This window comes from Riemerella columbina DSM 16469 (assembly GCF_000374405.1).
Taxonomy (GTDB): domain Bacteria; phylum Bacteroidota; class Bacteroidia; order Flavobacteriales; family Weeksellaceae; genus Riemerella; species Riemerella columbina.
Map to the genome: position 1 here is coordinate 36,168 of NZ_KB894218.1, position 12,840 is coordinate 49,007.

At 34.8% G+C, this 12,840-nt stretch carries 12 protein-coding genes and 1 riboswitch; of the genes, 4 read left to right on the top strand and 8 right to left on the bottom strand.

Annotated features, from left to right (window positions below; translation table 11 throughout):
• Positions 1 to 5 precede the first annotated feature (5 nt).
• Positions 6 to 1,037, top strand: a complete 1,032-nt coding sequence (locus C237_RS0101560) for a sensor histidine kinase (protein ID WP_018674727.1) — start codon at positions 6 to 8, stop codon at positions 1,035 to 1,037.
• Positions 1,038 to 1,042: 5 nt separating this feature from the next.
• A complete protein-coding gene (locus C237_RS0101565) occupies positions 1,043 to 1,783 on the top strand; it encodes a LytR/AlgR family response regulator transcription factor (RefSeq protein WP_018674728.1) in 741 nt (246 codons plus the stop codon).
• Here the strand turns inward: C237_RS0101565 and C237_RS0101570 are convergent.
• The 6 genes from C237_RS0101570 to C237_RS0101595 all read right to left on the bottom strand — a co-directional run bounded on the left by C237_RS0101570 (position 1,761) and on the right by C237_RS0101595 (position 8,687).
• On the bottom strand, positions 1,761 to 3,065 hold the full coding sequence (locus C237_RS0101570; RefSeq protein WP_018674729.1) for a Na+/H+ antiporter NhaC family protein: 1,305 nt from the start codon (positions 3,063 to 3,065) through the stop codon (positions 1,761 to 1,763). The genes C237_RS0101565 and C237_RS0101570 overlap by 23 nt on opposite strands.
• Positions 3,066 to 3,133: 68 nt before the next feature.
• Positions 3,134 to 3,228, bottom strand: a riboswitch (SAM-I-IV-variant riboswitch).
• Positions 3,229 to 3,311: 83 nt separating this feature from the next.
• Positions 3,312 to 3,824: a hypothetical protein gene (locus C237_RS0101575; RefSeq protein WP_156809690.1), complete on the bottom strand. Its 513-nt coding sequence runs from the start codon at positions 3,822 to 3,824 to the stop codon at positions 3,312 to 3,314.
• 12 nt (positions 3,825 to 3,836) lie between these two features.
• Complete coding sequence (locus tag C237_RS0101580) at positions 3,837 to 4,982, bottom strand: hypothetical protein (protein WP_018674731.1); 1,146 nt, start codon at positions 4,980 to 4,982, stop codon at positions 3,837 to 3,839.
• Positions 4,983 to 5,077: 95 nt separating this feature from the next.
• Positions 5,078 to 7,447: a TonB-dependent receptor domain-containing protein gene (locus tag C237_RS0101585; protein WP_018674732.1), complete on the bottom strand. Its 2,370-nt coding sequence runs from the start codon at positions 7,445 to 7,447 to the stop codon at positions 5,078 to 5,080.
• Between the two features lie 70 nt (positions 7,448 to 7,517).
• Positions 7,518 to 7,880 (bottom strand): hypothetical protein, encoded by a 363-nt coding sequence (locus C237_RS0101590; protein ID WP_018674733.1) that lies wholly within the window; start codon positions 7,878 to 7,880, stop codon positions 7,518 to 7,520.
• Positions 7,881 to 7,907: 27 nt separating this feature from the next.
• On the bottom strand, positions 7,908 to 8,687 hold the full coding sequence (locus C237_RS0101595; protein WP_018674734.1) for a GLPGLI family protein: 780 nt from the start codon (positions 8,685 to 8,687) through the stop codon (positions 7,908 to 7,910).
• 120 nt (positions 8,688 to 8,807) lie between these two features.
• Here C237_RS0101595 and menD point away from each other — a divergent pair, with 120 nt between their 5' ends.
• Positions 8,808 to 10,484: a 2-succinyl-5-enolpyruvyl-6-hydroxy-3-cyclohexene-1-carboxylic-acid synthase gene (gene menD, locus C237_RS0101600; RefSeq protein ID WP_018674735.1), complete on the top strand. Its 1,677-nt coding sequence runs from the start codon at positions 8,808 to 8,810 to the stop codon at positions 10,482 to 10,484.
• Here menD and C237_RS0101605 read toward each other — a convergent pair.
• Together C237_RS0101605 and C237_RS0101610 are read right to left on the bottom strand one after the other, a co-directional pair.
• Entirely contained in the window at positions 10,470 to 11,081 is a 612-nt protein-coding gene (locus C237_RS0101605) for an aminotransferase class IV (protein WP_018674736.1), read from the bottom strand. The genes menD and C237_RS0101605 overlap by 15 nt on opposite strands.
• Complete coding sequence (locus C237_RS0101610; protein WP_156809691.1) at positions 11,065 to 12,015, bottom strand: aminodeoxychorismate synthase component I; 951 nt, start codon at positions 12,013 to 12,015, stop codon at positions 11,065 to 11,067. The genes C237_RS0101605 and C237_RS0101610 overlap by 17 nt, the downstream gene beginning before the upstream one ends.
• A gap of 77 nt (positions 12,016 to 12,092) precedes the next feature.
• Here C237_RS0101610 and C237_RS0101615 point away from each other — a divergent pair, with 77 nt between their 5' ends.
• Positions 12,093 to 12,839 (top strand): hypothetical protein, encoded by a 747-nt coding sequence (locus C237_RS0101615; RefSeq protein ID WP_018674738.1) that lies wholly within the window; start codon positions 12,093 to 12,095, stop codon positions 12,837 to 12,839.
• Position 12,840: the final 1 nt, after the last annotated feature.

Consider the following 12,840-nt stretch of genomic DNA (forward strand, 5'->3'; position numbering starts at 1 on the left):
TTCCTATGAAACTATATTGGCTTAAAAATATTCGTTCTTTATCCATCGCAATCCTTGGAGTAACTTTGATTATATTTATCGTTTCTCCTCAGGATAGAACACTACACAACTTTTTAATTAAATTAAAATATTCTACCTTCTATGCCATTGGGTTTGGGCTAACCAATATATTAATGAATGACTTGCTTACAAAACGGTATCCATGGGTAACCCATACGCGTAAACGCTTGATATTCGGTATCGTTGGAACTTTGGTGCTTAATCTGGTAATGACGGTACTCCTAAGCTATATTGATGTCGTGGTATTTCAAAAGAGAAGTTTTGACTTTTTTAGTAATGAAACCATCATTAATGTTTGGATTATTTTGAATATCGCACTTTTAATTTCAGCCCTATTCCACGCGTATGGATTTATGACCGCTTTAAAGAAAAGCCATCAAGAAAAACTAGAAGCAGAGCAACGCCTATCCCAAATTAAAGAAGCCCAGTTTGAAAGCCTTAAAAGCCAACTGGACCCACATTTTCTTTTTAACTCATTAAATGTTTTAAGTGCTTTAATTGAAGAAAATCCTAAGAATGCTCAAATCTTTACCGATGAACTTTCCAAAGTTTACCGCTATGTTTTAGAGCATAAAGACAAGCCATTGGTTACACTAACCGAAGAATTAAGTTTTGCTAAAGTCTATACACATTTACTAAGTACTCGGTTTGATAAGCGTGTGCAGTTTCATTTTGAAGTTGAGCTATCAGACCAAGAATTCATCGTACCTTTGTCGTTGCAATTATTGCTGGAAAATATTATAAAACACAATACGGCAACTGAACAAAGTCCCTTAAAAATAAGACTTTACAAAGAACATCATTATCTTGTGGTAGAAAATAATTTACAAAAAAGAGCATTGTCCCAACATAGAAAAGGCATTGGGCTACAAAATATTAAACAAAGGTATGCACTACAAACCAATAAACCAGTATTGATTGAAGAACATGCAAATCATTTTAAAGTGAGTCTCCCTATTTTATCATTTTCAAATTAAAACTTATGAAAACCATTATTATAGAAGACGAAGCCTTAGCGGCAAGAAAACTACTACGCATGCTCAGTCAATTTCCTTATATTGAAATGGTCGCCACTATTAGTTCGGTAGAGGAAGGCGTAGAATACTTTAAACATCAGCCGCATCCAGATTTAATATTTTCGGATATTGTGTTGGGCGATGGGCTTTCTTTTGATATTTTTGAGCAAGTGCCAACCCAGAGTTTTATTATCTATACCACGGCATTTGACCAATATACACTAAGAGCCTTTAAATTAAATTCTATTGATTATTTACTAAAACCATTTAGCCAAGAAGAATTAGAACAAGCCATAGAAAAATTCCAATCCTTTCAGCCCAAAACACAAGCCTACCAACAGGTTGATTTTAAAGGATTGATTCAAAAGGAAGACCCAAAACTGTCCAGAGTTTTAGTGAAGATTGGCTATAATCTAAAAATCTTACCGATAGAAACCATTGCTTATTTCTATACCGAGCATAAAATTGTATACGCTAAAACCGCCGAGCGTGCTTACCCTACTGATTTTTCTTTAGAAGAATTAGAGCAGGTGCTAGAGCCGCAGCAGTTTTTCAGAGTGAGCCGACAGTATATCATAAATTTAGCCTATATTAAAAATATCCATACTTCGCCTACCTATACCGTAGAGATGGAAGTTCCTAATGATGTCCCTATATCCATCAGCCGAGACCGAGTAAAAGATTTTAAGGTGTGGCTGAATGGCTAGCGTTGCGGTGGTTTTTTAATAGAATGGTAAGCGTGGTAGAAAGGAATAATAAAAACGGATAAAATGAATAACTCAATAAATCCAAATAATGAATTTTATTATGGCTCAGCCCAATTAAAATAAGTACCTGAGCGCCATAAGGTAGTAAACCCTGTACCACACAAGAAAAAATATCCAGTACCGATGCCATATCGCGTGGCTGAATATTAAATTTATCACTTACCGTTTTTGCAATTTTTCCCGTAATGATGATGGAAATGGTATTATTCGCCGTTGCTAAATCTACAATTGCAGTAAGACAACCCACGCCTAAAAGAGCGGTTTTATAACTGGTAATTCTTTTTTCTACTAGTTTCAAAATATAGCGTATACCACCCGCCTGCTCTACCATTGCTGCCAGTCCACCCGTTAATAAAGACAGTAGGAATATTTCCTGCATTCCCGTAAAGCCATCGTAAATGGTTTTGCTAAAGGTAATGACTTCTAAATCAGAAAAATAAAACCCTAAAACACCACTCATTAAAACTCCTAAAACCAAGACCACAAAAACATCTAAGCCTACTAAAGACAGAATGATTACTGCAATATAAGGCAACGCTAATACCAAATGTTGACTAGTGGTTTCAGGGTGGGTAATAGGACTGCCAGAAGGATGCTCTGCAAATACAATATAGATGATAAAGGTTACCAATGCCGCAGGTAGGGCGATAAATAAATTAACTTTAAACTTATCTTTCATTTGGCATTGTAGCGATTGTGTGGCGGCGATGGTCGTATCCGAAATTAAAGATAAATTATCCCCCAGCATTGCCCCGCCAATAAGTGCTGCCCCAATAAAATTAATATTAATCCCTTGGTCGGCAAAGCCTACTGCCACTGCCCCTAAGGCAACGATAGTTCCCACAGAAGTTCCCGAAGCAATAGAAATGAATGCGGCTATCAGAAAAAATCCAGCCGGAATATAAGCAGCCGGAATCATTTTCAGCCCATACGCCACAATTACATCTACACTCCCAATTGCTTTTGAAACCGTAGCAAACGCCCCAGCCAAAAGGTAAATGATGCACATACTCAGGATTTTTCTGTCCCCACAGCCAGCGAAAAAAGTCGACATCTTAGCCTCTACACTACCTTTTAGTAAAATAAATGCTGCAATGATGCCCACTAATGCCGCAATAGGGGAAGGTAGCAAATAAAAGTCATTAAAGTAAATTCCTGCCCCGAGAAATACCAATATAAATATAAGCAATGGGACGATAGCCAATAGAGGTGACGATTTCATAATTTTATCTTTTTAAATTTATAATCTTAACATAAATTATCCAGATAAGCGTCTTAAAAAAATACCATTGAATCAACATTTTTTCCAGAATTGGCTTATCCTTTTAGCACCTTGCTTGTTGTTGCAGGTTGCTACCTTTTTATAAAGGTTCTTGATAATGTTCTGCAAATATATAGATTTTTAATGGAATAAAAAAAGCCATCTCAAAACTGAGACGGCTTTAGCAGGATAGTATTCAATTTAATATTAAAAACTCCAATCTATTCCAAAATTAAACGAACCTAATCCGATTGCACCTGACTTAATGACTGAGTTACCTATTATATTATGTTTATAAGAACTCATTGTGTTTTTATAACCTACATAAAGTTTACCATTTTCATTTAGCATATAACCCACCTTGGGATAGGTGTACAAGCCTCCTTTAAAAGAGTTATTAATTGAGAATGAATAACCCAAATCTAAATCTGCGTAAACTTTATTCCCACCAAAAAAACTTTGTACTTTAAGTGCTAAAGGTACAGTTCCAATATCTTTGCCATTAGATTTTGTAAAATAGTGTGAGTATCCCGTCGTTAGACCTAAGGAAAAATTATCAGAGATACTTTTGGTATAAGATAATCCTACCCCTACATTAGATGAGGTGTACTCAGCTATTTTTCCAGTAGGAATCCCAAAATCTACATTGGCAGAAAACTTCTGAGAATACATTATTGAAGTCATCATTAAACTGGTTGATAATAAAAGAATTTTTCTCATAGTTACATTATTTTATCTGATTGAGTTTTTAAAATATATCTCACCATTATTAACAACACTACTAATTTTATTTCCATCGGCATTACTGTTATAGTATTCAGGGTCAGAAGAGCCAAATTGTATGCTTATACTAGAAGGAATACCTCCAATATTTGAAAAATTAACCGTACGAGTTTCTACAGGCCAATTATCGGCTTCATAAATTACATAGAAAAAATTAGTGTTCTGATACATATTATTGGAGGCATCTATTCCTCCAGCAATGATAGCATTTAAATCCCTATTATGCTTTCTACGAACATCCTTTCTTTTAAATTTTGCAAAAATATATTCTGAATTTGAGCCAGCGGTTGAACTATTTATATAATTTATCTTTTTTAGTTGGTTATTTAAGTGGTTGTAAGAATATGCTTGAACTGCTATTTCTGAAGCACCGGCTACCCAGGATTCTTTATGTGTTTTAACAGTCATATTATCAATATACCAACTTTTATTAGTTGAAGAAATTGATTTGACCATACTTAAGTTTTTATTTCCATTAATAGGGGTTAATGAATCATCTTGTAGCCCGACAATAATAACAGGAACACCTTTATTAGCTAGGTTTTTAGCTAAATTTTCAGTTAGTGGATGTTGATATTTAATAAACTCACCATTTTCGTTAAGCAAATACCCATCATACTCTGACCTATTAGGGTCATCAATTTCTTCAAATATATAAATATTTTCTTTAATATTAGTTGTTCTATTTTTTAATTCTTCTGCGAAAGGTATATAGAAACTGATAGAATAATTTCTTCCTTCTATGTTTTTGAAGGCATTATTAAAATCGGTTTTATATTCAAATTTAGATGATAAGTCTTGAATTTTGAAAGTGTTCTTTTGTATTTTACTAGATATAACCTGATTAAGTATATCTTCATTAGAAATTTTAGATAAAAACATTTTCTTTGCCGCCTCTTTTAAAAAATAAGTTTTATATTGAATTTTTCTTATTAAAGAAGCACTTTCAATATTTTCTTTATCCTTCAAACTAAACTCTAAACTAGTTCTTTTCTTTTCTTTTAATGTTAAGTTATCTTCTGTATTTCTACTACAAGAATAAACACAGCTTAGTCCTAATAATGCAGTCACTGCAAATAAATTGATTTTTTTCATAATAAAACTGGTTTAAAAAATTATAATACGAATTTACCAATTTATTTTTATTTAGAGTAAAAAATAAATTGCTTATATTATGCAATGCATATTTTTTAAAAATCAATATCTATTCCTGCATAGACATTAGTTGGCATAATAGGCGCATAGACCATACCTCCATCAAAATAATTTCCAAATGGATTTTTAGCATCCATAATAGGCTGGTCTTGGGTATAAGCCGTTAAATTCTCTGCCCCTAAATAAACTCTAATTTTTTTGTTAAAGTATTTAGACACTTGGGCATTGAGCAAAGTATACGGGTTAGAATAGGCAGGTAATTGGTACGCCTGAGGATTCTGATTTGTAAATGGCAAGCGTTGCTTTCCAATATATTGTAGCGTTGCATCAAAATTCCAGTAGCCGCCTTTGTCAGATTTAGGTGTAGAATAGTTGGCGTTTAAAAAGGCTCTGTGTTTTGCGACAAAAGGAATTTTTCTTTTTCCACCTTGGAAATCTGCCCATACATCATAATATTTATAGGCAAGCCTTACTTCTAAATTTCTTATGGGGCTAAAATCCAATTGCGACTGGATGGCATTAGCTGCTGAATGCCCATCCAAATTATAAAATATCATTTTATGTGTAGAAGCATCCAAATCTGTTAAGACTTGGTTTTGGAAATCGGTACGGAAGGCATCGGTAAGCCAAGTGGCTTTTCTACCAAACAATTTAAACTCTTGCTGGATACTCGCCCCATAGTTCCAAGCTGATTCTGGTTGTAGTCCATAGATATTACCGCCATTGCCCAGAATTTCAATGGTTCTATTAGACGCAAAAAATTGCTGACTTTCGGCAAAGATATTTGCTGTTCTAAATCCTCGCCCCGCACTTAGCCGAACGATGGTTTTGGGTGCAAGGTCGTATTTTAAATTCAATCTTGGTGTAACTTGTGTACCTGCCAAATTATGAAAGTCGGTTCGGAGCCCTGCCACCATCGTAAACTTGTCGCCCGTTAATGTATATTCTGCAAAAACTCCAGGTACAATTTCGGTTCGTTTATAGTTTTGTGTTAGGTAAGTTTCATCAAATTTGTCATAAAGGAAACTCGCTCCCACTTTATATTTATGATTGGTATCCCCTAAAATACTCTCAAAAATTAAATTGGAATAATAGGTGGCTTCCTTACCTAAGTAATTACGATAACCGAAAAAACTATTCTGCTGATGATAGGTAAATTGGTTCATCCATCCTAAGCTCTGGTATGGCTTCCCTGGAAATACAAAACCCGTTTTATTCCACGCTTGGATTCTAGAAATATCTATGTCTACACCATATAGGTTTTGGGTGCTTTGTGGGGCGTTCCAATTGTAGCCGATTTGTCCTGCTTTTCTTTCATCCTTTAAGATATTGATTCCTAGTAGGTTTTCCCAGCCCGTTTGGTCTAAATCACTAAAATTTAGCAAATAAGTCGCATTGATTTGGTTGCCTTTTGGCTGGTCTAGAAAACCATCGTTATTGGTATCCATTTCTGGAAAAGTACCATTGGTGTGTAATAATATACTTTGGTTCCAATGTTCTGATAACATTGTGGTGTTGGTTACATTCAGTTCTGCTCTACCATTGCCATCTGCAAAGATGTTGAGTGTAGAGGCAGGCTTGTCGTGTAGTTTAACCAATTCGGTATTGATTTGTCCTGTGATACTTTCGTAACCGCTGACTACCGTGCTTCCCCCTTTGGTCAATTGGATACCACTTATCCACCTCCCAGGGATAAAGTTAAGACCATATGGCGTTGCTAAGCCACGGATTTCTGGAAGTAATTCTTTGGTAAGAGCCGTATATTTTTGGTCAAGTCCAAGCATTCTCAATTGTTTGGTTCCCGTAACGGCATTGTTAAAAGACACATCTACCGTAGCATTGGTTTCAAAACTTTCCGAAAGGTTGCAACATGCGGCTTTTAGAAGTTCTTTAGAACTAATATCAAAAGTAAGTCCTACATTTTTTTTGCTAATGGCGGTAGCACTTTTTAGCTTGGTAATCTGGACTTCTTCAATATTTTTTTGATGGTCTTTTGGGGCGTGGTTGTGTCCCTTATGGTCATCGCCTTGGTGATGGTCTTTAAGGTTTTTCTCAAACTCGGATTTGTTTTTGGTGTAAAGACAACACTGTGGGAGTTGATTATAGGCAGCTTCCGAAGCTGGAAATAATTCATTTTCGTAGCCTGCTTCTGCAATTCTTTTTAAAATTTCTTGTTTTGAAGTTTGCTGGCTGTCGTAGTTTAGGGTAAGTATTTTACTATCCACATCCCAATGGGCTTCTACTATATTTTCAAGATTTGCTGCACCTTCTATTCTGGCTTGGCACATTTCGCAGTTGCCTTCTACCATTGCGGTTTCTGTGGTTGGGTTTTTAATTTGTGCAGATACTATGGTAGCCGCAGATAATAACGCTATCCCTAGCGTTTTTTTTATGATATGTAACATTGTTTAGTTAATTTTTAATGAATAATTTCGCTCTTTAAAAATAAAAGCGACTTAATAAAAACGGTAAAAATTAACTAATTTTAGGCGGTTGCCAAATGTCTTGTAATGGACTGGGCGGTAAGAATTGCCAGTAGTACCCTAAGTTAGGTTGAATTAAATAAGTGACATGATTGTTGAGCTGAAATGCTTTACTCGACATTACCATACTGAAGGGTAAAGGCTGAGCGTGGCAAGTAGCACAATCATTACTGCAATGTTGCTGATGTTTTTTTGGACTTTTATCTTGTTGATGCTCTTTGCAACAATCGTCTTTAGCGTCTTGCTGTGTGGTACAGCATTCGCTAAATGTAGAAGCCATAAGAGTATTCTGCTGAGAAAAGAGTAAACTTCCCCAACAGAGCATCATCATTATAATATAAAGCTTCTGTTTCATTATGAAAGTCCAAAATTACAAAAAATATTATAATTCGATAGGATTGTTGTTTTTACTTTTTTCTTTTTTGAGTATTTTCCTCTTATCGGAGTCTTTAATTATGATTTTCGCTTTGCCAGAATTATTAAAAAACGCGATAGGGTCTTCATCATATCGTTGCTTTACCTTTAAATAATCTTCTTTTTTAACTTTAAGTGGTGGTCTTCTAGAGTCAAATTTTGCTAAAGTCCCAATGGATTTATTTTCTCTAAGGTCAAATGAATAGTGCCCTTTGTCATCTTCCGCTTTTACGATAAGTCCTGGTAAACCGAAAAATTTATAAGGTCCATCAGGAAAAGGAATATCCATGGTGAACCAGGCGTACCACACTCTGCCACCATAGTTTACTTTGGCTTTTTGTACCGCATAACTACCAATCATTTGAGTATCTGCAAGAATTTCCCATTGCATAGGCTTATGCTCTATATATTCGTAGGTGTCTTGAGAAACTCTATTGACATAAGTTACCGCTTGGTTAGCATAATCTTTTTTAATTTGATAATTTACTTTAGTTTCGAAGTCTTTTGTAGCACTTAAATCAAAACTTTTGATTTTCCTCAATGCAGCAAATACAGAATCTTTTTTCAATTTATTTTCAGAAAAAAAGATAGAATGCTGTCCATTGGTATCCAAAAATACATCTTCTTTTAAAACATAGTTGAGGTCTGTAGAATCTGGTTTTATAGTCATTTCATAAACAAAACGCGTGGCTTGGGCTGAAAGCATTTGGAACAGCAGAAATAATGTAGCAATAATTACTCTTATCATGATGGTTTAAGTTTTAAAGGTTAAAGATAATAAAAAATTTCTAATCCTAATATTTATATTACAAGGCATAAAAACCTTAAAAAATAACCTTAACTTTGCATCAGTTTTTACCGATTGATTATGAAGCAGTACACTACCAAACGAAGTATTCAGATTTTAGCCAACTTGCTCCAGCAGTATGGGATTCACAATATTGTGATTTCCCCAGGTTCTCGCAATGCTCCAATGGCAATTCACTTTACAGAGTTTGATGAATTTAATGCTTACAGTATTGTAGATGAACGCAGTGCAGGATTCGTGGCGATGGGTATGGCTCAAAGCCTAAAACAACCTGTGGCGGTGTCTTGTACCAGTGGTTCTGCGGCGACTAATTATTATCCAGCTGTGGTAGAAGCGTTTTATCAGAATACTCCATTGTTGTTATTGACTGCTGACCGACCTTCGGACTATACCGATATTTTTGATGGGCAAACCATAAGACAACATAAACTCTATGAGCAACATGCCTATGGTAGTTTTCAATTGCTAGAGGACAGCCAACCTGATGCCGATGAGTATAATTTTAATACCGTAAAAGTCGCCATTGAAACTTGTTTTGAAAAGCAAGGTCCAGTCCATATTAATATCCCGTTGGAAGAACCTTTATATCAATTGATTTCTGAGTTGCCTGTATTTACAAAAGTAGACAAATATAAGCCTAGTTCTTCTCAGTATGAACTAGATGCCACAATGGTTGCCGAGTGGAATACTTCTAAAAAAATTATGGTACTTATGGGAACGCTTGCCCCTAATAAGGAATTAGAAACCTACCTCGATCAATTGGCAAAAAATCACTCGGTAGTGGTTCTTACAGAAGTCAATTCTAATCTGCACAACGATAAATTTTTTAACCATATCGACCGCTATATTTTTAATTTTGGAGGTGAAGAACTGAGCCATTATGCTCCAGATTTACTCATTACGATAGGTCAAAATGTAGTGTCTAAAAAGGTTAAGCAATTTCTAAGAGCCACCCCGATAAAAAACCATTGGCATATTGATGAACATTGGCATCCCGACACTTACTTTTCATTAAATAGAAAGATAAAAGCCAAGCCAGAAGTAGTTTTATCGGCATTAATGGATAAAATTAACCTAGAGCCTAGTCCATATTATAACCTTTGGGATAGCCTTAGAACTAAGTTGGATGCTAGGCATCAAGAATTTTCTCTACAAGCGCCCTATTCGGATTTTAAAGTATTTGAATTACTAAGCCAAAGTGTGCCAGAACATTATAATATTCAGCTATCGAATAGCTCTACCATTAGGTATGCGCAATTATTTGATTTTAAACAAGATAATCCTATCTATTGTAACCGCGGGACGAGTGGTATTGATGGAAGTACCTCAACGGCGATGGGTTTTGCTATGGCAGACCAAAACCCCACCTTACTGGTTACGGGGGATATTAGTTTTTTCTATGATATTAATGGACTTTGGAATCCGTATATTCCGCCTTATACCAGAATTGTATTGATTAATAATGGCGAAGGTAATATTTTCAGAATTATTCCAGGTCCTGATACCACGAATGCTTTAGAAGAATTTATCGCCACAACGCATCGAAAAGATGCCGAACTTTTAGCAAAGCATTTTGGATTTTCTTATTTCAAGGTTGATGATTTGGTGACGCTAGAGCGTAGTTTGCCTCATTTCTTTTCGCCAGAAGACCGTCCAAAAATCTTAGAAATATCAACTAAAACCGCCCCTAATGCCGATGTACTAAAAGATTATTTTAAGTTTTTAAAACTTAAGTAAATTAATGATACTTTCAATGGGATAGGTGTACGAAGTTTCTAAATCGTTCATCGCATTGATAAGTTTAAAATGGGTGTAATTTTTTAAATCCTGTTGATGAATATCTACAATTTTTATTTGGTGTTGATGGATTTGGTGTTGTCTTTGAACGCCATTTAAAAGAAAAGACTTGGGGGTAAACCATTCATTTTCTTTTTCTTTAAAAAAAATAAGGTTGCTATAAGAAGTATCGGTAATGTAACCCTTTTGGGTAATGATGATTTCTTCTGCTGAAGATTGGCATTTCAACTGATGAAAAACTTCTCGATTTTCATACTTAAAGGGATAATCTATATCGGCTTCTATTAATTCAAAGCTTTGGTGATAAGTCCTTTTATAAGGTTGGATTTCTATATTGTATTGTCCTTCAAAGTTATAAACTATTCTGATTTTAAAACAACCATTAGGAGGTAATTCTGAATACTTAATGAGTGATTCTAAATTTATTTTACGCGTGAGATTAAAATGGCTAAAAGTTCTTTCTACACGCTGCTGATGGTAGTCTAAAAGTTGGATTTTACCATTTAAACACTGGATGCTTTCAATAAATTGGGACATAGATTTTGTGTTTCATTTCTTGATATTCGTCTTCTAATTTACTCTGGTGTGTAATGCCACCGCCACTTTTAAAATACAATCCATTTTGGTTTTGCTCTATAAACCGAATCAGTACGCAAGAATCTAAATTTTTTCCATCAAACCAACCCGCAACGCCCGTATAAAATCCGCGTTCATAGCCTTCCGACTCTAATACAATTTCTAAAGTTTTGGATTTCGGCGCACCTAAAATCGAGCCCGCAGGCAATAGCTTTTGCATTAAACTTCCTATTTTATTTTGATATTCTGGTTTAATTTTTCCTTCGATTTCGGAGCTCATTGCGTAGAGATTACGCTGTTTGGTTTGTAGATAGTCTATCCTTTGGAATGCTTTTACTTGAACCTCATCGGCAATTTGGCTTAGGTCATTTCTTAGCAAATCAACCACAGTATAATGCTCTGCTTTTTCCTTTTGATTTTCCTTTAAAACTTCTATGGCGTTGGGGATTTCAGCATCTATCGTCCCTTTCATTGGGTGTGTGGTAATGGTTTGCTGATTGATTTCCACAAAGGTTTCTGGCGAAAAACATACCCAAGACTGCTCTGGATGTAGAATTTTGTATTTGGCTTGGGTATAGTCGAAAATTTGTTCTAAAGTTAGGTTGGTTTTGACTTTTGTTTTTCGGGTGTAATTGGTGAGATAAGAATTACCTTGTTTTAGATGTTCTTGCACTTGATGAAACCCTTTGGCATAAGATTCAATCGACTCAAAATCAGGTTTCCATATGATGTTTTGAGGAAGAGTAGTGTTTCTGCTATGATGATGACTAAAGTTTCTAAACTCAATTTTTAGCGGACTTTTAGAAAGGTCTTCTTTAGTATAAACTTCGATGGTTGTCATTAAAAAATCAATGATAAAAAAGAAAGGCTTACCCTGTTGAGATAAGCAATCCATTAAATAAAATTGAGATTTTTTGTATAAAAACATAGAACAAAAATAAATAATGTGTATTTTTGTGCAAAATAAATTTTATGAATGATATACCAGAGATTGATAATTCTCAAAGTATCAGTGCAATAATGGAGTCGGCATTTGGCTATTGGAAAAAGACTTTAGGCGTTCAAGTGCTGTTTTCGGTGATATACTTTGGGCTATTTATGGTGTTTGCCATGGCACTATTTCAATATTTTGGTCTGATGGATGATATGGAAAAGTTCCGAAATATGGATTTGGGGGATTTGAAAGCAATAGCTAAACTATCCGAAGAACTGGCACAGAAAAAAGAAATGCAATATTTCGCATTGTGTATAGTGATCGTTAAGGCACTATTATTTCCGCTGAATATAGGATTTTATAAAATTTATCAAAAAATTGATCAAGGGTTAGGTTACAATGTTTCGGATTTATTTGCAGGGTTTCAGGGTAGTTATTTTTTTAAGTTCTTTGGCTATGCATTATTTTGGGGAATGATTTATTCATTTACTAATAATATACCGATGGTATTGCCTTTGATTTGGATATTGGTTACCTTGCTGATTACTCCGATAATGTATTTTCAAAACACCAATATTATAGAAAGTTTAAAACTTAATTTTTCAGTATTAAAATCTCATTTTTTAACCTTTTTTGTATGCGTTATTGTGGCGGGTTTATTCAGCTATGCTGGGGTTCTATTGTTTGGAATAGGTTATTTACTGACTTTTCCATTTTGGAATGCGATGATTTACGCCATGTATAAGGCTTTAGTAGAACATAAAACAATTGAAGTAATACAATAAA